The 19,670-nt window shown below is 74.0% G+C and carries 19 protein-coding genes and 1 riboswitch; of the genes, 13 read left to right on the top strand and 6 right to left on the bottom strand.

All coding sequences use genetic code 11. The features are described from left to right. Positions 1–42: 42 nt before the first annotated feature. Together M3673_RS04135 and M3673_RS04130 are read left to right on the top strand one after the other, a co-directional pair. Positions 43–1,005 (top strand): carbohydrate ABC transporter permease, encoded by a 963-nt coding sequence (locus M3673_RS04135; RefSeq protein ID WP_082499881.1) that lies wholly within the window; start codon positions 43–45, stop codon positions 1,003–1,005. After that, positions 1,002–1,961 (top strand): carbohydrate ABC transporter permease, encoded by a 960-nt coding sequence (locus M3673_RS04130; RefSeq protein WP_056862187.1) that lies wholly within the window; start codon positions 1,002–1,004, stop codon positions 1,959–1,961. The genes M3673_RS04135 and M3673_RS04130 overlap by 4 nt, the downstream gene beginning before the upstream one ends. Here the strand turns inward: M3673_RS04130 and M3673_RS04125 are convergent. Then, entirely contained in the window at positions 1,951–3,357 is a 1,407-nt protein-coding gene (locus tag M3673_RS04125; RefSeq protein ID WP_251531876.1) for a GH1 family beta-glucosidase, read from the bottom strand. The two genes, M3673_RS04130 and M3673_RS04125, sit on opposite strands and share 11 nt — an antisense overlap. Before the next feature lie 47 nt (positions 3,358–3,404). On the opposite strand from M3673_RS04125, the gene M3673_RS04120 reads away from it, so the two are divergent. Continuing rightward, a complete protein-coding gene (locus M3673_RS04120; RefSeq protein ID WP_251531867.1) occupies positions 3,405–4,421 on the top strand; it encodes a LacI family DNA-binding transcriptional regulator in 1,017 nt (338 codons plus the stop codon). Positions 4,422–4,431: 10 nt separating this feature from the next. Here M3673_RS04120 and M3673_RS04115 read toward each other — a convergent pair whose 3' ends face one another. Both M3673_RS04115 and M3673_RS04110 read right to left on the bottom strand, forming a co-directional pair. After that, a complete protein-coding gene (locus M3673_RS04115; RefSeq protein ID WP_056862190.1) occupies positions 4,432–5,022 on the bottom strand; it encodes a sugar O-acetyltransferase in 591 nt (196 codons plus the stop codon). A 24-nt stretch (positions 5,023–5,046) separates the two neighbouring features. Next, positions 5,047–5,781 carry a hemolysin III family protein gene (locus M3673_RS04110; protein ID WP_056862191.1) on the bottom strand — a complete coding sequence of 245 codons (735 nt, stop codon included), beginning with the start codon at positions 5,779–5,781 and terminating at the stop codon, positions 5,047–5,049. Between the two features lie 96 nt (positions 5,782–5,877). Between M3673_RS04110 and M3673_RS04105 the strand changes: the two genes are divergently transcribed. The 3 genes from M3673_RS04105 (at position 5,878) to M3673_RS04095 (ending at position 9,316) form a co-directional block, all read left to right on the top strand. Continuing rightward, entirely contained in the window at positions 5,878–6,651 is a 774-nt protein-coding gene (locus M3673_RS04105; RefSeq protein WP_056862192.1) for an isoprenyl transferase, read from the top strand. 322 nt (positions 6,652–6,973) lie between these two features. Further along, positions 6,974–8,353 carry a PhoH family protein gene (locus M3673_RS04100; RefSeq protein WP_374108174.1) on the top strand — a complete coding sequence of 460 codons (1,380 nt, stop codon included), beginning with the start codon at positions 6,974–6,976 and terminating at the stop codon, positions 8,351–8,353. 234 nt (positions 8,354–8,587) lie between these two features. Beyond that, on the top strand, positions 8,588–9,316 hold the full coding sequence (locus M3673_RS04095; protein WP_251531838.1) for a lytic transglycosylase domain-containing protein: 729 nt from the start codon (positions 8,588–8,590) through the stop codon (positions 9,314–9,316). A gap of 133 nt (positions 9,317–9,449) precedes the next feature. On the opposite strand, the gene M3673_RS04090 is transcribed toward M3673_RS04095, so the two are convergent. Both M3673_RS04090 and M3673_RS04085 read right to left on the bottom strand, forming a co-directional pair. Continuing rightward, complete coding sequence (locus M3673_RS04090) at positions 9,450–10,889, bottom strand: aspartate ammonia-lyase (RefSeq protein WP_267477173.1); 1,440 nt, start codon at positions 10,887–10,889, stop codon at positions 9,450–9,452. Continuing rightward, entirely contained in the window at positions 10,886–11,629 is a 744-nt protein-coding gene (locus M3673_RS04085) for a hypothetical protein (RefSeq protein ID WP_251531836.1), read from the bottom strand. Before M3673_RS04085 ends, M3673_RS04090 begins: the two co-directional genes overlap by 4 nt. Positions 11,630–11,756: 127 nt before the next feature. On the opposite strand from M3673_RS04085, the gene M3673_RS04080 reads away from it, so the two are divergent. Both M3673_RS04080 and M3673_RS04075 read left to right on the top strand, forming a co-directional pair. After that, complete coding sequence (locus M3673_RS04080; protein WP_251531834.1) at positions 11,757–12,209, top strand: DoxX family protein; 453 nt, start codon at positions 11,757–11,759, stop codon at positions 12,207–12,209. Positions 12,210–12,334: 125 nt separating this feature from the next. After that, positions 12,335–12,643 carry a hypothetical protein gene (locus M3673_RS04075; RefSeq protein ID WP_056862204.1) on the top strand — a complete coding sequence of 103 codons (309 nt, stop codon included), beginning with the start codon at positions 12,335–12,337 and terminating at the stop codon, positions 12,641–12,643. Positions 12,644–12,712: 69 nt separating this feature from the next. Here the strand turns inward: M3673_RS04075 and M3673_RS04070 are convergent, their stop codons facing one another. Then, positions 12,713–14,413: a fumarate hydratase gene (locus M3673_RS04070; RefSeq protein ID WP_200918912.1), complete on the bottom strand. Its 1,701-nt coding sequence runs from the start codon at positions 14,411–14,413 to the stop codon at positions 12,713–12,715. A 96-nt stretch (positions 14,414–14,509) separates the two neighbouring features. Beyond that, positions 14,510–14,619: riboswitch (TPP riboswitch) on the top strand. A 112-nt stretch (positions 14,620–14,731) separates the two neighbouring features. Here M3673_RS04070 and M3673_RS04065 point away from each other — a divergent pair. From M3673_RS04065 to thiC, 5 genes are all read left to right on the top strand, one after another. Further along, positions 14,732–16,015, top strand: a complete 1,284-nt coding sequence (locus M3673_RS04065) for an FAD-dependent oxidoreductase (protein WP_251531826.1) — start codon at positions 14,732–14,734, stop codon at positions 16,013–16,015. Continuing rightward, positions 16,012–16,212, top strand: coding sequence for a sulfur carrier protein ThiS (gene thiS, locus M3673_RS04060; RefSeq protein WP_056862207.1), 201 nt, complete (start codon positions 16,012–16,014; stop codon positions 16,210–16,212). Before M3673_RS04065 ends, thiS begins: the two co-directional genes overlap by 4 nt. Continuing rightward, the gene (locus M3673_RS04055; RefSeq protein ID WP_251531824.1) at positions 16,209–16,991 is read left to right on the top strand and encodes a thiazole synthase; all 783 of its coding nucleotides are present in this window, start codon (positions 16,209–16,211) and stop codon (positions 16,989–16,991) included. The genes thiS and M3673_RS04055 overlap by 4 nt, the downstream gene beginning before the upstream one ends. Next, positions 16,988–17,797, top strand: coding sequence for a thiamine phosphate synthase (locus M3673_RS04050; RefSeq protein WP_251531822.1), 810 nt, complete (start codon positions 16,988–16,990; stop codon positions 17,795–17,797). The genes M3673_RS04055 and M3673_RS04050 overlap by 4 nt, the downstream gene beginning before the upstream one ends. 117 nt (positions 17,798–17,914) lie before the next feature. Beyond that, positions 17,915–19,666, top strand: a complete 1,752-nt coding sequence (gene thiC / locus M3673_RS04045) for a phosphomethylpyrimidine synthase ThiC (RefSeq protein ID WP_251531820.1) — start codon at positions 17,915–17,917, stop codon at positions 19,664–19,666. The last annotated feature ends 4 nt before the right edge of the window (positions 19,667–19,670 follow it).

Below are 19,670 nucleotides of genomic sequence, written 5' to 3'. Positions count from 1 at the left end.
CCCTCGGGGCCCCGACGCGGTCACCGACAGGAACGGTGAGACGTGACCACCTCCGACAAGCTCCTCCACATGCTGATCGCCGTCGTGCTGTTCTTCGGCGTGATGGCCCTGATCCTCCTGGCCACCCAGCGGCTGCGCTCGCGCCGCGGCGAGCGCGTCCAGGCGGCGGCCTTCCTCGGCCCCTCCCTGCTCCTCGTCGCCGTGGGCCTGCTCTACCCCGCGGTGCTGACCGTCTGGCAGTCCTTCCACGGCCCCAACGGCGAGGAGTTCGTCGGGCTGGAGAACTACGTCACGGTCGTCACCGACAAGGAGCAGCTGACCGTGCTGCGCAACACCGCCCTGTGGGTGGTGCTGACCCCGCTGCTGGCCACCGGCATCGGCCTGGTCTACGCCGTCATCATCGACAAGTCCCGCTTCGAGAAGGTCGCCAAGGCGCTGATCTTCCTGCCGATGGCGATCTCGCTGGTGGGGGCCTCGATCATCTGGAAGTTCGTCTACGACTACCGCCAGACCTCCGCCGACCAGATCGGCCTGCTCAACCAGGTGCTCAAGAGCCTGGGCTTCGACACCTACCAGGTGCTGCTGACAGGCCCGTGGAACACGCTGTTCCTCATCGTGATCATGGTCTGGGTCCAGGCCGGCTTCGCCATGACGATCCTCTCGGCCTCGATCAAGGCCATCCCGGAGGACATCGTCGAGGCCGCGCGGCTCGACGGCGTCAACGGCCTCAAGCTCTTCCGCCACATCACCGTGCCGAGCATCCGGCCCTCGCTGATCGTCGTGCTGACCACCATCAGCATCGCCACGCTGAAGGTCTTCGACATCGTGCGCACCAGCACGGGCGGCAACTTCGACTCCAGCGTGCTGGCCTACGAGTTCTACCGCCAGTACTTCGTCGCGGGCAACGAAGGGCTGGCGACCGCGCTGGCCGTCGTCATCTTCATCCTCGTGACGCCCATCGTCATCTACAACATCGTTCAGATGCGCAAGCTGGAGGCCCGATGACCACCGCCACGCCCCTCGTCGGCACGCCCGGCACCCCCGGGACCGGGAGCGACCAGCCCGTGGTCCCGGCGTCCACCGCGGCCAAGCAGCAGCTCACCAACCGCTGGGCCTCGCTCGCAGCGGTCGTCATCGCCGCGCTGTGGACGGTGCCGACCTTCGGGCTCTTCATCTCCTCGCTGCGCCCCGAGGGCGAGGTCAAGGGCAGCGGCTGGTGGAACTTCTTCACCGACCCCAACGTCACCCTCGACAACTACAAGCAGGTCATCAACGGCGCCGACACCGACCTGGCGACCTACCTGGTCAACTCCGCGGTGATCACCATCCCGGCCGTGCTCATCCCCATCAGCCTGGCGACCCTGGCCGCCTACGCGTTCGCCTGGATGGACTTCAAGGGCCGCGACGCGCTCTTCGTGGCGATCTTCGCCCTCCAGATCGTGCCGATCCAGGTCACGCTGATCCCGCTGCTCTCGCTCTACGTCGAGCCGCCGTTCAACCTGATGCCGCTGGCCGGCCGCGACGCCCCCGGCGGGGGCTTCTACACGATCTGGCTCTCCCACGCGATCTTCGCGCTCCCGCTGGCGATCTTCCTGCTGCACAACTTCATGCGCGAGATCCCCGGCGAGCTCATCGAGTCGGCGCGCGTCGACGGCGCCGGGCACGTGCAGATCTTCACGCGCATCATGCTGCCCCTGATGGCCCCGGCCATCGCCGCCTTCGGCATCTTCCAGTTCCTGTGGGTCTGGAACGACCTGCTCGTGGCCCTCGTCTTCGGCGGCGGCAACCTCGACATCTCACCGCTCACCGTGCGCCTGGCCGCCCTGGCCGGTCAGCGCGGCGAGGACTGGCACCTGCTCTCGGCCGGGGCGTTCGTGTCGCTGATCGTGCCGCTCGTGGTGTTCCTGTCGCTGCAGCGCTACTTCGTGCGCGGGCTGCTGGCCGGCAGTGTCAAGGGGTGACCTCACCCCGCGCGACCTGAGCCAGCCACCGGTAGGAGGCCTTCGGGGTGCGGGTCTGGTCCGCCGGGTCGATGTGGACCAGGCCGAAGGTCTTGGTGTAGCCCTCGGCCCACTCGAAGTTGTCGAGCAGCGTCCACACGACGTAGGCCCGCACGTCGGCGCCGGCCGCGCGGGCGCGGTGGGTGGCGGCGAGGTGGCCGCGCAGATAGTCGATGCGGTCGTCGTCCTGCACCACCCCGTCGACCCGCTCGGCGTCGGCGCAGGCGGCGCCGTTCTCGGTGACGAGGATCGGCAGCCCGGTGCGGCGGTGGGTCTCGACGAGCAGCTCCTCCAGCCCGTCGGCCACGACCTCCCAGCCGATGTCGGTGCGCGGCTCGCGCACGACCAGGTCGAAGTCGCCCACCCCCGGGTACGCCGCGCCCTCGGGGTGCGGCGGCCGGCCGGGCACGACCAGGTCGGGGCGGGTCGGGGTGTAGTAGTTGACCCCGAGCCAGTCGGCCGAGCCCTGCACGAGCTCCAGGTCGCCGGGCCGGACGAGCTCGGCGTCGGCGAGCTCCGGCGCCACGGCGAGCACGCTCTCGCCGTACTCCCCGTCGACGAGGGGATCGAGCCACACCCGGTTGCGCAGCGCGTCGATGCGCTCGGCCAGCGGCTCGGCCTCGGGCCGCTCCGGCCACACCGGGGCGAGGTTGAGCACCGTGCCGACGTCGACGGCGTGCGCGGCGCGGATGCGCTCGGCGGCCAGGGCGTGGCTGAGGTTGAGGTGGTGCACGGCGCGGTGCGCGCCGCCGCCCTCGCGGCGACCCGGGGCGAAGACGCCCGCGGCGTGGCCGAGGTAGGCGGTGCACCACGGCTCGTTGTGGGTGGCCCAGACCCCGACACGGTCGGCCAGCCGGTCGGCGACGACCTCGGCGTAGTCGGCGAAGGCCTCGGCCGTGCTGCGCACCAGCCAGCCGCCCTCGTCCTCCAGGGCCTGCGGCAGGTCCCAGTGGTAGAGCGTCGCGGTCGGCACGATCCCGCGCTCCAGCAGCGCGTCGACGACGCGGTCGTAGTGGTCGAGCCCGCGGGTCTCCACGCGGCCGCGGCCCTCGGGCTGGATGCGGGGCCAGGCGATCGAGAAGCGGTACCACCGCACCCCCAGGCCGGCCACGAGGTCGGCGTCCTCGAGGTGGCGGTGGTAGGAGTCGCACGCGGTGGCGCCGCTGCTGGCGTCCTTGATCGTGCCGGGGCGCGCGGTGAAGGTGTCCCACACCGACGGGCCGCGGCCGTCGACGTCGACGGCGCCCTCGATCTGGTAGGCCGCCGTGGCGGTGCCCAGCTCGAGCACCGACCCGTCGGGCAGGCGGTGCGGGAGGCGGGCTGCGGTGTCTGCCGGGCGCGGGTCCACTGTGCTCATGGCCACACCGTACGGCCCGCCACCCCCGGACGGGCAGGACGGCGCCGATGACCGGCATCCACGACCTCGCCCGCGAGGTCGGTGTCTCGACCGCCACGGTCTCGCGCGCGCTGCGGGGGCTGCCGCGGGTCTCGGAGTCCACCCGCGAGCGGGTGCTCGAGGCCGCGGTGCGGCTGGGCTACGTGCCCTCCCCGCACGCGGTCGGGCTGGCCAGCGGGGGCCAGACCCGCTCGGTGGCGATCGTCGTGCCGTTCGTGACCCGGTGGTACTTCGCCGCGGTCGTGCACGGCGCCGAGCAGGTGCTGCGCGAGCAGGGCTACGACCTGCTGCTCTACAACCTCGCCGGCGACTCCGCGGCCCGGCACCGGGTGCTGCGGACCCAGGTGCTGACCAAGCGCGTCGACGCCGTGCTGGTGGTCGGGCTGGGGCCGACCGCCGAGGAGATCGCGGCGATGCAGCGGCAGGGCAGCCCCGTCGTGACCCTGGGCGCACGGGTCGAGGAGTGGTCGAGCGTGAGGATCGACGACGTCGAGGCGTCGCGCACCGCGATGCGTCACCTGCTCGACCTGGGTCACCGCCGGATCGCCTTCGTCGGGGGTCTGGGCGAGGACGGCCTCGACTTCACCACGCCGACCGCGCGGCTGGAGGGCTACCACTCCTCGCTGCGCGACGCCGGGCTCCCGCTCGACCCCGCGCTCGAGCTCGACGGTCGCTTCACCCTCGACGGCGGGGTCGACTGCGGTCGCGCCGTCGCGGCCATGGACCAGCGCCCCACCGCGGTCTTCTGCGCCTCCGACGAGATGGCGATCGGGCTGATGAGCGCGCTGCGCGAGGCCGGGCTGCGCGTGCCAGAGGACGTCTCGGTGGTCGGCGTCGACGACCACGAGATGGCGCGGTTCTTCGACCTCACCACGGTGCGCCAGCCCGTGCACGAGCAGGGCCGCATCGCCGCCCAGCAGATCCTGCGCTCCCTGGGCGGTGCCGACGGTCCGGCCGAGGTCGTGCCCGAGCACGTCGAGCTGGCCACCGAGCTGGTCGTGCGCGCCACCACCGCCGCGGTGTGAGGGCCGGCCCTCAGAGTCGGCGGATGACCTTGGCCGGGTTGCCCACGGCCACGACGTCGGCGGGCAGGTCGCGGGTGACCACGGAGCCGGCGCCGACCACGGTGTTGGCGCCGATGGTGACGCCGGGGCACACGATCGTGCCGCCGCCGAGCCAGACGTTGTCGCCGATGGTGATGGGTCGCGCCCCCTCCCACTTGGCGCGCCGCGGCTCGGCCTCGACGGGGTGGGTGGGGGTGAGCAGCTGGACGTTGGGTCCGATCTGCACGTCGTCGCCGATGACCACCTCGGCGACGTCGAGGCAGACGAGGCCGAAGTTGACGAAGGTGCGGGCGCCGATGCGGGTGCGGTAGCCGTAGTCGACGTGGAGCGGGGGGCGGATCTCGGTCTCCGCGCCGATCGCGCCGAGGAGCTCGACCAGCAGGGCGCGACGCTCCCGCGCCTCCGAGGGCGGCAGGTGGTTGATGCGGTGGGCGAGGTCGCGCGCGGCGAGGCTCTCGCGCTCCAGGTCGGGGTCGTCGGCGATGTAGGGGTCGCCGGCTAGCATCCGCTCGCGCATCGAGCGGTTGTCGGGGAAGGACGGGTCGGGCAGGGCGTCAGGCATGCGCCGATGCTTCCACGCCGTCGGTCAGCGCATCGAGTAGGTGGCCATCGAGACCGCGACGTAGTGGCTGGCGAAGGCCAGGATCGTGAAGGTGTGGAAGACCTCGTGGAAGCCGAACCAGCGCGGCGAGGGGTTGGGCCGCTTGAAGCCGTAGACCGCGCCGCCGAGGGTGTAGAGCACCCCGCCGGCGGCCACGAGCACCAGCACGCCGATGGCCATCGACGTGCCGAGCTGCTCGGTGGCGCCCTCGATGAACCCGGGGATGAAGAACACCGCGGCCCAGCCCATCGCGATGTAGATCGGGGTGTAGAGCCAGCGCGGCGCGTCGGTCCACAGCACCCGGAAGCCGACGCCGAGCAGGGCGGTGGACCAGATGGTCGTCAGCAGCACGACCTGTTGCGAGCCGTCGAGCAGGATCAGCGTCAGCGGGGTGTAGGAGCCCGCGATGAGGATGAAGATGTTGGAGTGGTCGAAGCGGCGCAGGAAGCCCCAGACGGCCGGCGACCAGGTGCCGGTGTGGTAGATCGCCGAGACGGTGAACAGCAGCAGCGCGGAGCCGGTGAAGACGGCCGAGCCGATCTTCGTGGTCTCCGTCGGCGACAGCACGACCAGCACGATGCCCGCGGCCAGGGTCAGCGGGGCCGTGCCGAGGTGCAGCCACCCGCGCAGCTTCGGCTTGATGTCGGCGAGGGTCTCGCTGATGGTCTCCTGCACCGAGTCGACCCTCGAGCGCACCGCCTGGGGGATGTGCTGGTCCATGGCCCGACAGTACCGGCCGGCACGTCGACCCGCCGAAGCCAGGACGCCTGGTCGGCGAGGCGGTGACCACCGCCCCGACGGCGCTAACCTTGTCCGGTGGCGGACTGGAAGCGCGGGCTCAGGAGCGTGCTCTACCCGGCCTACGAGGCGCGGGTGCTGCGGCGCATGCCCGCCAACCTGCCCCAGCACGTCGGGGTGATGCTCGACGGCAACCGTCGGTGGGCCCGCGCCGTGGGTCGCGACACCGCCCACGGCCACCGCGCCGGGGCCGCCAACATCGAGCCGCTGCTCGGCTGGTGCGACGAGGTCGGCATCGGCGTCGTCACCCTGTGGCTGCTCTCCACCGACAACCTCAACCGGCCGCCCGACGAGCTCGAGCCGCTGCTGGAGATCATCGAGGAGGCCGTGGCCTCCCTGGCCGACCAGCAGCGCTGGCGGCTGCACCCGGTGGGCGCGCTCGACCTGCTGCCGGCGGCCACCGCGGAGCGGCTCAAGGCGGCGCAGGAGGCCACGCGCGAGGTCGACGGCATGCTGGTCAACGTCGCCGTGGGCTACGGCGGACGGCGCGAGATCGCCGACGCCGTGCGCTCGCTGCTGCTCGAGCACGCCGAGCGCGGGACCTCGCTGGAGGAGCTCGCGGCCCAGCTGGAGGTCGACCACATCTCCGCCCACCTCTACACCAAGGGCCAGCCCGACCCCGACCTCGTCATCCGCACGAGCGGCGAGCAGCGGCTCGGCGGCTTCCTGCTGTGGCAGAGCGCGAAGTCGGAGTTCTACTTCTGCGAGGCCTACTGGCCCGACTTCCGCCGCGTCGACTTCCTGCGCGCGATCCGCGCCTACGCCCTGCGCGACCGCCGCCACGGCTCCTGAGGTCGAGTGCCCGACGCCCGCCCGGCGGCGACGGCGGGGCCCCTGCGCGTCCGCCTGTCCCGGCCCGGTGACGTTCACGAGCGCGTCACGGCGTGTTGCCTCGAAACAGGTCGGCGGGGGGCTACTTTCGCAAGCATCGGCGGGTGGGGAAGCCCGCCGTACCAGGAGGCCCGATCGTGCTCACCCACGACTGCACCACGCACGGCTCCTCGCCGTGCGCGGACGGAGGCGGGCACTCCCGCCTGCGGGTTCCTTCCCGGTCCATCCGTGTGAAGTAGGACCGCGGCGAGGAGTGCGCGCGGCGGTCCGTGAGGGGTGTCCCGTGCCGTCTCAGGCCCAGCAGTCGCAGCAGTCCCCCGGATCCACCCGCACCCGCCGCAAGGCCCCCGCCGGCGCCGCGGCGCCGGCGGTGCGCACCTACGTGCTCGACACCAGCGTCCTGCTGGCCGACCCCGGTGCCCTCAAGCGCTTCGCCGAGCACGAGGTGGTGCTCCCCGTCGTGGTCATCACCGAGCTCGAGGGCAAGCGTCACCACCCCGAGCTGGGCTACTTCGCCCGCACCGCCCTGCGCACGCTCGACGAGCTGCGCATCCTCCACGGCCGCCTCGACGAGCCGGTGCCGGTGGGGGAGGAGGGCGGCACCCTGCGCGTCGAGCTCAACCACACCGACGCCAGCTCGCTGCCCTCGGGCTTCCGCCTCGGCGACAACGACACCCGCATCCTCGCCGTCGCCCACAACCTCTCCACCGAGGGCCTCGCGGTCACCCTGGTCTCCAAGGACCTGCCGCTGCGGATCAAGGCCTCGGCGGTCGGGCTCGACGCGCAGGAGTACCGCGCGGAGGCGATCAGCGACTCCGACACCGGCTACTCCGGCATGGCCGAGCTGGAGGTCGCGGCCAGCGACCTCGACGAGCTCTACGACGACGGCGTCGTCGACCTCGACGCCGCGCGCGACCTGCCGTGCCACCAGGGTCTCGTGCTGCTCTCCGACCGCGGCTCCGCGCTCGGCCGCGTCGGACCCGACAAGCAGGTCCACCTCGTGCGCGGCGACCGGGAGGCGTTCGGTGTCCACGGCCGGTCGGCGGAGCAGCGGATCGCGCTGGAGATGCTCCTCGACCCCGAGGTGGGCATCGTGTCGCTCGGCGGCCGCGCCGGCACCGGCAAGTCGGCCATGGCGCTGTGCGCGGGGCTGGAGGCGGTGCTCGAGCGCGGCCAGCACAAGAAGGTCGTGGTCTTCCGCCCGCTCTTCGCCGTGGGGGGCCAGGAGCTCGGCTACCTGCCCGGGTCGGAGTCGGAGAAGATGTCGCCCTGGGGCCAGGCGGTCTTCGACACCCTCGGCGCGATGACCTCGCGCGACGTCATCGACGAGATCCTCGACCGCGGCATGCTCGAGGTGCTCCCGCTGACCCACATCCGCGGCCGTTCGCTGCACGACGCCTTCGTCATCGTCGACGAGGCGCAGTCGCTGGAGCGCAACGTGCTGCTCACGGTGCTCTCCCGCATCGGGGCCAACTCCAAGGTCGTCCTCACCCACGACGTCGCGCAGCGCGACAACCTGCGGGTCGGGCGCCACGACGGGGTCGTGGCGGTGATCGAGAAGCTCAAGGGCCACCCGCTCTTCGCCCACGTCACGCTGACGCGCTCCGAGCGCTCGCCCATCGCCGCACTGGTCACCGAGATGCTGGAGAACGTCACGCTCTAGCCCGGACTCGGCACCTCCGGCCCTCGGCCTGCCACCGGCCCCGCCCACTCCGGGCGGGGCCGGTGTGGCGCCACGGGACTGCTGTGACGGGTGTGACGAGACCCGCACCACCTTTGTCCACCGGTGTGGCGGTTCGGTTTGCGTGCCCCTGGATGGTCATGCAAGGTGGACGGCGTTCGTCACTCGTGATCCACCGGGGCAGACCGCCCGATCGCGTGACCAGAGCATCGGCCCGTGTCGTCTACCCGTGAGTCCATCGCCTTGTCGAAGCACGTGAAGTACGTCCCGAAGCACCGCTCGGCTCCCGCGCCCTCGCGCGTGGCCCAGGTGCCCCGCCAGGCCCTGCGTAGCACCGTGGTCCTCTCCTCGTTGGCCGTCGCGGCCACCGGCGTGAGCGTCGCCGGTGGTGTGGTCGGGTCCGACCCGGCCGTGAGCGCCGCCGACTCCGTGAGCGCCGACGCCGCCTCGCCGGTCGCGGCGGCGGTCGACCCCGACGACGCGACCGCCGGCGTCGAGCTGGTCACCGGCAGCGCCGTGCTCGAGGAGCGCCAGCCCGCCGTGTCGCGCTCCGCCGACCGCCGCGTCGCCAGCGACCCGGCCAAGGTCGCTGCGCTCTCGGCCGACGAGGGCCCGGCGCTGACCCGCACCGAGGACATCGCCGACCTCGACCCGCGCTCGATCGCGCAGTCGCTGATGGGCGAGTTCGGCTTCTCCTCCGACCAGTTCGGCTGCCTCGACTCGCTGTGGACCCGCGAGTCGAACTGGACCGTGAACGCCGACAACCCGACCTCCTCGGCCTACGGCATCCCGCAGGCGCTGCCCGGCGAGAAGATGGCCTCCGCCGGCGCCGACTGGGCCACCAACCCCGCCACGCAGATCCGGTGGGGGCTGGGTTACATCCAGGACCGCTACGGCAGCCCCTGCGGCGCCTGGGCCCACAGCGAGAGCGTCGGCTGGTACTGACCGGCGCGACGACCGGGTGCCGGTCCGTCCTCGACCGCGTCGACCAGCGGCGCGCCGACACGTGGGCGATCACGTCCTGCAGTGACCGACCCGCGGGGTCGCGGCATGCTGCCGCGGCGCGTGTCGCCCGGGCTCAGGGGTGCGTCATCGACTCCACGTCGAGGGCCTCGTCGAGCTGGGCCTCGGTGAGCTCGCCGCGCTCGAGGAAGCCCATCGCGACGACGGTCTCGCGGATGGTGGCGCCGTCGGCGAGGGCCCGCTTGGCGACCGTCGCGGCGGCCTCGTAGCCGATGTGCTTGTTGAGCGGGGTCACCACGGAGGGCGAGGACTCGGCGTAGCCGCGCATGCGCCCGGCGTCGGCGGTGACGCCGTCGACGCAGCGACGCGCCAGCAGGGTCGAGGAGGTGGCGAGCAGGCGCACCGACTCCAGCAGGTTGCGCGCGATCACCGGCATCGCGACGTTGAGCTCGAAGGAGCCGCTGGCGCCGGCCACGGTGACGGTGGTGTCGTTGCCGATGACCTGGGCGCAGACCATGAGCGTGGCCTCGGGCAGGACCGGGTTGACCTTGCCGGGCATGATGCTCGAGCCGGGCTGGAGGTCGGGCAGGTGGATCTCCGCCAGACCCGTGGTGGGCCCCGAGGACATCCAGCGCAGGTCGTTGCAGATCTTGGTCAGGCCCACGGCGTAGGTGCGCAGCACCCCGGAGAGCTCGACGAGGGAGTCGCGGGTGCCCTGGGCCTCGAAGTGGTCGCGGGCCTCGGTGAAGGGCTGCCCGGTCTGCTCGCCGAGCAGCGCGATGGCGCGCTGCGGGAAGCCCCGCGGGGTGTTGATGCCGGTGCCGACGGCCGTGCCGCCCAGCGGCAGCTCGCGCACCCGGGGGAGCACCGACTCCAGCCGCTCCGCGGCGTAGCGCACCGTGGCGGCGTAGCCGCCGAGCTCCTGGCCGAGCATCACCGGGGTGGCGTCCATGAGGTGGGTGCGCCCCGACTTCACCAGCCCGGCGAACTCCTCGGCCTTGGCCTCCAGGGAGGAGGCCAGCACGTCGAGGGCGGGCAGCAGGTCCTCGGTGACGGCCAGGGTGGCCGCCACGTGGATCGCGGTCGGGAAGGTGTCGTTGCTCGACTGGCTGGCGTTGACGTGGTCGTTGGGGTGCACCTCGACGCCCGCGCGGGCGGCCAGCGAGGCGATCACCTCGTTGGCGTTCATGTTGGAGCTGGTGCCGGAGCCGGTCTGGAAGACGTCGACGGGGAAGGCCTCGACGTGGGCGCCGGCGGCGACCTCGTCGGCGGCGGCCGCGATGGCGGCGGCCTGCTCCTCGGGCAGGATGCCCAGCGCGGCGTTGGCGCGCGCCGCGGCCGCCTTGACCTGGCCGATGGCCGCGACCAGCCGCGGCTCGATCGGCGTGCCGCTGATCGGGAAGTTCTCCACCGCACGCTGGGTCTGGGCCCGCCACAGCGCGTCGCGCGGCACCTCCACCTCGCCCATGCTGTCGTGCTCGACCCGCGTCGGCGGGCCGTCGGACGCGGGGGAGGTGCGGGTCGGGGAACCGGTGGGGAGGTCGGAGTCGCTCACACCTGGGACGGTACCCGCGAGACGTAGAGCCAGTACGTCTCCTCGCGCTCCTGCAGGCGCACGGGGAAGGGGCGCGCCTCGACCTCGCCGAGCACCGCGCGCATCGTCTCCTCCAGGCGCGGGGAGGCGTCGGCCGACCACACCACCAGCACCCCGCCGGGGCGCAGCACGCTGCGGGCCCGGTCGAGGAACGGCGCCTGGTAGAGCGAGGCGTTGGCGTCGTGCACGAGGTGGTCGGGTCCGTTGTCGACGTCGAGCAGCAGCAGGTCGTACGACGCGGGGCGCGCCTCGGCGAGGGCGACCGCGACGTCGGCCACCACCACGCGGGCCCGGGCGTCGGCCATCAGCGCGGGGCCGTGCGGCACGGTGCCGTCGCGCATCCAGGCGACCAGCGCCTCCTCGACCTCGACCACGGCGCAGCGCTCGACCCGGGGGTCGGCCAGCACCTCGTGCATCGTGTAGCCCAGGCCCAGACCACCGACGACGACGTCTCGGGGGTCGTCGCACAGCTCCAGCGCGGCACGGGCCAGCGCCCGCTCGGTGTGCACCTCCACGGTGTCCATGACGAAGACGCCGTTGGCGCGCAGCTCCAGCGCGCGCGAGCCGTCGTCGCCGCGGCGCTCGCGCAGCACCAGCTCGCCGCGCGCGCTCTCGGCGCGGGCGACCTCGACGTGGTGGACCTCGACGTGGTGGACCTCGACGGGACCGGCTCCGGGCTGCACCCCGTCATCCTCGCCCATCGCGGGACGCGACGTCACCCGGGCGTCACACGGCCGTCACGCGGGGCTCAGGTCACTCTCAGTCGGGCTCCCTACGGTGGTGGAAACGTCAACTACCGACCCCCGCCCCCCCCCTGGAGGAACCCCCGTGTCGACCGTTCTCGGGAACCGTCTGCCCCCCGCCGCGCAGGACGTCGTGCTCCTGCTCGCCCGCCTGCTGCTCGGCGCCGTGCTGATCGCCCACGGCTGGCAGAAGCTCGTCGACCAGGGCGTGGGCGCCACGGCCGACGGCTTCGCCCAGCTGGACATCCCCGCCCCCACGGCCGCGGCCGTCTTCGCGGTCGTGGCCGAGCTCGGCGGCGGCGTCCTGCTCGTGCTCGGGCTGCTCACGCCGGTCGCCGGCCTGCTGGTGGCGGCCACGATGGCCGGCGCGTGGTGGTTCGTGCACCGCGGCAGCGGTCTCTTCGCCGCCGAGGGCGGCTGGGAGCTCGTGGCCGCGCTGGGGCTCGGCGCGCTCGTGCTCGGCGTCGTGCCGGGGCGCCTCGCCCTCGACCACGTGCTCGCCGGCCGGGGAGCGCGCCGCGAGCCCGTCGCGGCCTGACCGGCCCACCCGGCCCGCCCACCCTTTGGGACCGGATCGGCCCCGGGACCCCCGGTGGGCTCGGGGCCGGGCCGGCGGCGCAGTACGTTCGAGACGGTCGGACCCGCCGACCGCGAGGAGGACCGATGAGCGACCACGAGGCCGGCACCGGCCAGGGATCCCAGCACGCGACGCCGAAGCCCGACGCCGCCGGCTCGAAGCTCTACACCGAGCACGACCCGGAGCGCGCCGCGGAGAAGGACAACGCCCACGAGCGCCCCGGTCCCGGCGACCAGGACGGCCAGCTCTCCGAGGTCGGCAACCTCGAGGACGCGGGCGACCCGATCATGCCCGACCAGGCCGTCGCCGGCGCCCCCGACGCCGAGAGCGGATCCGTCGACGAGGGTCCTGCGGGGCCCAACGCCAACCCCAACGCCGGCGCCCGACGTACCTGACCGGACCCTGCGACGCACGACGCCCCCGCACCGGACCGGTGCGGGGGCGTCGTGCGTCGCGGGGTCGGGCTACTCCTGCGAGCGCACCCGCAGGCCGGCGCCCAGGGCGCTCAGCGGCACGGTGACGGCGCCGGAGGGGTCGGTGAAGAAGTCGTTGCCCTTGTCGTCGACGACGATGAAGGCCGGGAAGTCCTCGACCTCGATCTTCCACACCGCCTCCATGCCGAGCTCGGCGTACTCCAGCACCTCCACCGAGGTGATGCAGTCCTGGGCCAGCCGGGCGGCGGGTCCGCCGATGGAGCCGAGGTAGAAGCCGCCGTGGGCCTCGCACGACTCGGTGACCTGCTTCGAGCGGTTGCCCTTGGCCAGCATCACCTTCGAGCCGCCGGCGGCCTGGAAGGACCGCACGTAGGAGTCCATCCGCCCGGCGGTGGTGGGGCCGAAGGAGCCGGACGCCATGCCGTCGGGGGTCTTGGCCGGGCCGGCGTAGTAGACCGGGTGGTCCTGGAGGTACTGCGGCATCTCCTCGCCGGCGTCGAGGCGCTCCTGGATCTTGGCGTGCGCGATGTCGCGGGCGACCACCAGCGGGCCGGTGAGCGAGAGGCGGGTCTTGACCGGGTGGCGGGTGAGCTCGGCGAGGATCTCGTCCATCGGGCGGGTCAGGTCGATGCGCACGACGTCGCCGGCGCCGACGAGGTCCTGCACCTCCGGCTCGGGGAGGTACTGCGCGGGGTCGGTCTCCAGCTGCTCGAGGAAGACGCCCTCGGCGGTGATCTTGCCCAGCGCCTGGCGGTCGGCCGAGCAGGAGACGGCGATCGCGACCGGGCACGAGGCGCCGTGGCGCGGCAGGCGCACGACCCGCACGTCGTGGCAGAAGTACTTGCCGCCGAACTGCGCGCCGATCCCGAAGGACTGGGTCAGCTCGAAGACCTGCTCCTCCAGCTCGAGGTCGCGGAAGCCGTGGGCGCTCATCGAGCCCTCGGTGGGCAGGTTGTCGAGGTAGTGCGCCGAGGCGTACTTGGCGGTCTTGAGCGCGAACTCCGCGCTCGTGCCGCCGATGACCACGGCGAGGTGGTACGGCGGGCACGCGGCGGTGCCGAGGGAGCGGATCTTCTCGTCGAGGAACTCCAGCATCCGCTTCGGGTTGAGGATCGCCTTGGTCTCCTGGAAGAGGAACGACTTGTTGGCCGACCCACCGCCCTTGGCCATGAAGAGGAACTTGTACTCCGGCGAGCCGTCGGCGGCGGGCGTGGAGTAGAGCTCGATCTGGGCCGGCAGGTTGCTGCCGGTGTTCTTCTCCTCGTAGGTGGTCAGCGGGGCCAGCTGGGAGTAGCGCAGGTTGAGCCGGGTGTAGGCGTCGAAGACGCCCCGGCTGATGGCCTCGCCGTCGTCGGCGCCGGTGAGCACGCCCTCGGACTTCTTGCCCATGACGATGGCGGTGCCGGTGTCCTGGCACATCGGCAGGACGCCGCCGGCGGAGATGTTGACGTTCTTGAGCAGGTCGAGCGCCACGAAGCGGTCGTTGCCGGAGGCCTCGGGGTCGTCGATGATCTTCCGCAGCTGGGCCAGGTGGGCCGGGCGCAGGTAGTGGCTGATGTCGTGCATCGCCTCGGCGGTCAGCCGCCGGATCGCCTCCGGCTCGACCTGGAGGAAGGTGCGCCCGCCGGCCTCGAAGGTGGAGACCCCCTCGTCGGTCACCAACCGGTAGGGCGTGTCGTCCTTGCCGGTGGGGAGGAGGTCGGAGTACCGGAAGTCGGGTTCGCTGGCCACGGGCCGCAAGGCTACGCCTGGGCGCGCCCCCGTGGGGCAGGACCCCGCTCCGCGGTCGACCCCTGGAAGGCGCCCGGAGCGGCTGCTACGGTCGACGGCGTCCACCACGGGAGCTCGCGGCAGCGAGCTGAGAGGGAGCTGAGCCGCTCCGACCGTCGAACCTGATCCGGGTCATGCCGGCGAAGGAAGCGAGGAGCAGCTGTGCTGTCGTCACGTCCCACCACCCGTCGTCCGAGCCCGCCGTCGAGCGCTCCGTCGAGTCCCCCGACGAGGGGGTGCGCCGGGGCTCCGCCCCGCTCGGCCCGGAGGGGCTGACCCGTGCGCGTGCGGGTGCTCGGCGCGGGGGTCGTCGGCCTGGCCTGCGCCGACGAGCTGGTGCGGCGCGGCCACGAGGTCGAGGTCGTCGACCCGGCCCCCGGTGGCGGTGCGTCCTACGCCGCCGCGGGGATGCTCGCGCCCACCGCCGAGGTGTGGCACGGCGAGGAGGCGCTGCTCGACCTGGGCCTGCGCAGCCTCGCGCTGTGGCCGGCCGCCGCCCGCCGCTGGGGCGTCGCGCTGCGCCCGGGCGGCACGCTCCTCGTCGGTCGTGACGACGCCGACCTCCAGCTGGTCGAGCGCCAGGCCGCGCTGCTGGCCCGCCTGGGCCGGCCCGTCGACGTCGTGGGCGGACGGGCCGCCCGCAGCCTCGAGCCGCGCCTCGGCGCCGGCGTCGCCGGAGCCGCCCTGCTGCCCGACGAGGGCAGCGTCGCCCCGCGCGAGGTCGTGGCCGCCCTGCTCGACCGGCACCGCGCCCGGCTCCTCCCGGCCCCGTCGGGGGCTCCGGTCGACCGCACGGTGGTCGCGACCGGGATCGCCGCGACCGGACTGGTGCGCGGCGTGCGCGGGGAGATCCTGCGGCTGCGCAGCGACGACCCGCCCGAGCGCACGGTGCGCGGGTGGGTCCACGGCGCGCCCGTCTACGTCGTGCCCCGCGCCGACGGCGAGGTGGTCGTCGGCGCGACCAGCGAGGAGCACGACGCGCCCCCGGTGGTCACCGCCGGCGGGGTGCGCCGCCTGCTCGAGGCCGCCTGCCGGCTGCTGCCCGGGCTCGACCGCGCCGAGCTGCTCGAGGCGACCGCCCGCGACCGTCCGGCCACGGCCGACAACCTGCCGCTCGTGGGGCCGGCCGGGCCGCGCTGGTCCGCGGGTCGGGCCGACGGCGGCCACGACACGGGCACCGGCGGGCGCGAGACGCCGGGAGCCCGCGACACGGGCACCGACAGCGACACGGGCACCGACGGCGACACGGGCACCGACGGCGACACCGTGCTGGCCGTCGGTCTCTTCCGCCACGGCGTGCTGCTCGCCCCGCTCGTGGCCGCGCTGGTGGCCGACCACCTCGACCACGGCCACGTCGAGCCCGCCCTCGACCCACGCCGCCTCGACCCGCGCCGCCTCGATCCGCGCCGCCTCGATCCGCGCCGCCTCGATCCGCGCCGCCTCGATCCGCGCCGCCTCGATCCGCGCCGCCTCGATCCGCGCCGCCTCGATCCGCCGCCCGCGCCACCGCACCGCCACCCGACCGCCCCAGCACACCCCCACCCGGCCGGAGACCGCCCATGACCCACGTCGTGCTCAACGGCGAGGCGCGCAGCCTCGACGACACCACCACGCTGGCCGAGCTGCTGGCCCCCACCGGCGCCGGGCGCGGCTGCGCGGTCGCCCTCAACGGCGTCGTCGTGCCCCGTGCGCAGCTGGCGGACCGGCGCCTCGCCGACGGCGACGTGGTCGAGGTCGTGACGGCGGTGCAGGGCGGATGAGCGCCGACGACGACCTCGTGGTCGGTGGCGTCGCGCTCGCCTCCCGGCTCCTGCTCGGCACCGGCGGTCTGCCCTCGGTGGCGTTGCTGCCCGCCGTGCTGGCGGCCGCCCGCCCCGGCCTGGTCACGGTGAGCATGCGGCGCACCGGCGCCCGGGGCCCCGGCGGGGTGCTTGACGTGCTCGACCGCGCCGGCGTGCGGGTGCTGCCCAACACCGCCGGCTGCACCACCGCCCGCGAGGCCGTGCTCACCGCGGAGCTGGCCCGCGAGGCGCTCGGCACCGACTGGGTCAAGCTCGAGGTCGTCGGCGACGAGGTCACGCTGATGCCCGACCCCGTCGAGCTGCTCGAGGCCGCCGGGACGCTGGTGCGCTCCGGCTTCACCGTGCTGCCCTACACCACCGACGACGCCGTCGTGGCGCGCCGGCTGGCCGACCTCGGCTGCGCCGCGGTGATGCCGCTGGGCTCGCCCATCGGCTCGGGGCTGGGCGTGCTCAACCCTCGTGCCATCGAGGCCCTGGTCGCCGCCGTCGACGTGCCGGTCGTGCTCGACGCGGGCGTCGGCACCGCCAGCGACGCCGCGCTCGCGCTCGAGCTGGGCTGCGACGCCGTCCTCGCCGCGACCGCCGTGACCCGCGCCGAGGACCCCGTGCGCATGGCGCGCGCCCTGCGGCTGGCCGTCGAGGCCGGTCACGCCGCGCGGCACGCCGGGCGGGTGCCCCGCCGGCGCACGGCCCGGGCCTCCAGCCCCGTCGAGGGCCGGATCGGGGCGGGGGCGTGAGCGCCCGGCCGACCCGCCCCTCGCCGTGGCCCGGACCCGGCGGACCGCCGCGCCTGCTGCTGCTCACCGACCGCTCCCAGCTGAGCCTGGGCCGGAGCCTGGTGGGCACCGTCGCGGAGTGCGTGGAGGCCGGCCTGCGCGCGGTGGTCGTGCGCGAGCCCGACCTGCACCCGCGTGCGCGCCACGCGCTCCTGGCCGCCCTCGCCCGGCTGCCCGGTCTGGTGGTGATCTCCTCGCGGCTGCCCGACCCCGCCGCCCACGGCGTGCACCTGGCCGCCCACCAGCGACCCGGCCGCTGGGCGACCTCGGCGGCCGGCCCGGTGGTGGGCCGCTCCTGCCACGCGGTGGGGGAGGTCCGCACGGCGGCGGCCGAGGGCGCGACGTACGTCGTGCTGTCGCCCTTCGGCGTCTCGCTGAGCAAGCCCGGCCACCTCCCGCCGCTGCCGCGGACCGCGTACGCCGAGGCGGCGGACGCCGGCGTGCCGGTGCTCGCCCTCGGCGGGATCGGCCGCGACGACGTGGCCGCCGCGCTCGACGCCGGCGCCCACGGGGTGGCCGTGATGGGCGGCGTCATGCGCGCCCGCGACCCCGCCGCCGAGGTGGCCGCCCTCCTGGCCCGCCTGCCCCCACCCGCCTCCCGAGCACTCGCTGCCCAGCCACCTGGGCGTCAAGCACCCGGGGGCCCACCACCCGCTTCCCGGCCGCCCACCTCACACCCGCCCGAGCGCCAGCCGCCCGAGCCACCCGCGCGCGCGAGCTGTCACGCCCCGTCGACCGCTCTGCCGGCCCGCCAGCCCCTCCGCTGACCCGTCACGACGGGGCGGTGGACGAGCGAACCGCGCGTGACGACGCGCGGCGCCCGACCCGCCCCGACCTGACCTGACCTGACCCGACACGACCCGACCCGACCTGAGGAGCCCCCCATGACCACCCACCCCGCCCACTCCCGCGTGCTGACCGAGGCCGGCACGCCGGTGACCCGCGTGGCGCTGACCAACGGCGAGACCTTCGACCGCTACTGCACGGCCGGGCCCGGCTGCGACCCCGAGGTCGGCCTCCCGCGGCTGCGCGGCGACTGGATCGCGGCGCGCGGTGACACCGAGACCTACGCCGGACGCGCCCCGCAGCTGCTCGACGACGGCCGCGCCGCTGTGCGTCGCGGGGCCGCGACCGAGGCGTGGCGCGGCGAGACGGCGGCCCCGCGCCGCGCCGTGCCCGGGGTGCGCGTCACGCAGCTGCACTACGCGCGCCGGGGCGAGGTGACCCGGGAGATGGAGTACGTCGCGGCGCGCGAGGGCTGCGACGTCGAGCTGGTGCGCAGCGAGGTCGCCGCGGGCCGCGCGATCATCCCGCTCAACGTCAACCACCCCGAGGCCGAGCCGATGGTCATCGGGCGGCGCTTCCTGGTGAAGGTCAACGCCAACATCGGCAACTCCGCGGTCACCAGCTCGATCGCCGAGGAGGTCGACAAGCTCACCTGGGCCACCACCTGGGGCGCCGACACGGTGATGGACCTCTCGACCGGCGACGACATCCACACCACGCGCGAGTGGATCGTGCGCAGCTCGCCGGTGCCGATCGGCACCGTGCCGATCTACCAGGCGCTGGAGAAGGTCGGCGGCGAGGCCGACCGGCTGACCTGGGAGGTCTACCGCGACACCGTCGTCGAGCAGTGCGAGCAGGGCGTCGACTACATGACCGTCCACGCCGGGGTGCTGCTGCGCCACGTGCCGCTCACCGCGCGCCGCGTCACCGGCATCGTCAGCCGCGGCGGCTCGATCATGGCCGGCTGGTGCCTGGCCCACCACGAGGAGAACTTCCTCTTCACCCGCTTCGACGAGCTCTGCGAGATCCTCGCCGCCTACGACGTCAGCATCAGCCTGGGCGACGGGCTGCGACCGGGGTCGGTCGCCGACGCCAACGACGAGGCCCAGCTCGCCGAGCTGCGCACGCTGGCCGAGCTCACCACCCGCGCCTGGGAGCACGACGTGCAGGTGATGGTGGAGGGCCCCGGGCACGTGCCGCTGCACCTGGTGGAGGAGAACGTGCGGCTGCAGCAGGAGTGGTGCCACGGCGCGCCCTTCTACACCCTCGGCCCGCTCGCCACCGACGTCGCGCCCGGCTACGACCACATCACCAGCGCCATCGGCGCCGCGGCCATCGCCATGCACGGCACGGCGATGCTCTGCTACGTCACGCCCAAGGAGCACCTCGGCCTGCCCGACCGCGACGACGTCAAGACCGGTGTCATCACCTACAAGCTCGCCGCGCACGCCGCCGACGTCGCCAAGGGCCACCCCGGCGCGCGCGACTGGGACGACGCGCTGTCGCGGGCGCGCTTCGAGTTCCGCTGGCACGACCAGTTCGCGCTCTCCCTCGACCCCCGCACCGCCCAGGCCTTCCACGACGAGACCCTGCCGGCGGAGAACGCCAAGACCGCCCACTTCTGCTCGATGTGCGGGCCGAAGTTCTGCTCCATGCGGATCAGCCAGGACGTGCGCGACCGCTTCGGCGACCTCGACCCCGCACTCGACCCCGCCCTCGATCCCGACCTCGACCCGGCGGCGGGCATGGCGCGGATGTCGGCGCAGTTCGTCGAGCTCGGCGGCACGGTCTACGTCGAGGCTCCGACCGGGTCCGCCGCCGAGGAGGGGGCGGCCCGGGTGGACGGCTAGCCCC

This window comes from Nocardioides sp. P86 (assembly GCF_023712465.1).
Lineage (GTDB): Bacteria > Actinomycetota > Actinomycetes > Propionibacteriales > Nocardioidaceae > Nocardioides > Nocardioides kribbensis.
The sequence above is the reverse complement of the archived record's forward strand: the minus strand, read 5'-3'. Positions and strand labels throughout refer to the sequence as shown.

Excerpts from the sequence above, each read along its gene's own strand:
- M3673_RS04130 (WP_056862187.1), top strand. The coding sequence starts at position 1,002 with ATGACCACCGCCACGCCCCTCGTCGGCACGCCCGGCACCCCCGGGACC.
- M3673_RS04125 (WP_251531876.1), bottom strand. The coding sequence starts at position 3,357 with ATGAGCACAGTGGACCCGCGCCCGGCAGACACCGCAGCCCGCCTCCCG.
- M3673_RS04120 (WP_251531867.1), top strand. The coding sequence starts at position 3,405 with ATGACCGGCATCCACGACCTCGCCCGCGAGGTCGGTGTCTCGACCGCC.
- M3673_RS04115 (WP_056862190.1), bottom strand. The coding sequence starts at position 5,022 with ATGCCTGACGCCCTGCCCGACCCGTCCTTCCCCGACAACCGCTCGATG.
- M3673_RS04110 (WP_056862191.1), bottom strand. The coding sequence starts at position 5,781 with ATGGACCAGCACATCCCCCAGGCGGTGCGCTCGAGGGTCGACTCGGTG.
- M3673_RS04085 (WP_251531836.1), bottom strand. The coding sequence starts at position 11,629 with ATGGGCGAGGATGACGGGGTGCAGCCCGGAGCCGGTCCCGTCGAGGTC.
- M3673_RS04075 (WP_056862204.1), top strand. The coding sequence starts at position 12,335 with ATGAGCGACCACGAGGCCGGCACCGGCCAGGGATCCCAGCACGCGACG.
- thiS (WP_056862207.1), top strand. The coding sequence starts at position 16,012 with ATGACCCACGTCGTGCTCAACGGCGAGGCGCGCAGCCTCGACGACACC.
- M3673_RS04055 (WP_251531824.1), top strand. The coding sequence starts at position 16,209 with ATGAGCGCCGACGACGACCTCGTGGTCGGTGGCGTCGCGCTCGCCTCC.
- thiC (WP_251531820.1), top strand. The coding sequence starts at position 17,915 with ATGACCACCCACCCCGCCCACTCCCGCGTGCTGACCGAGGCCGGCACG.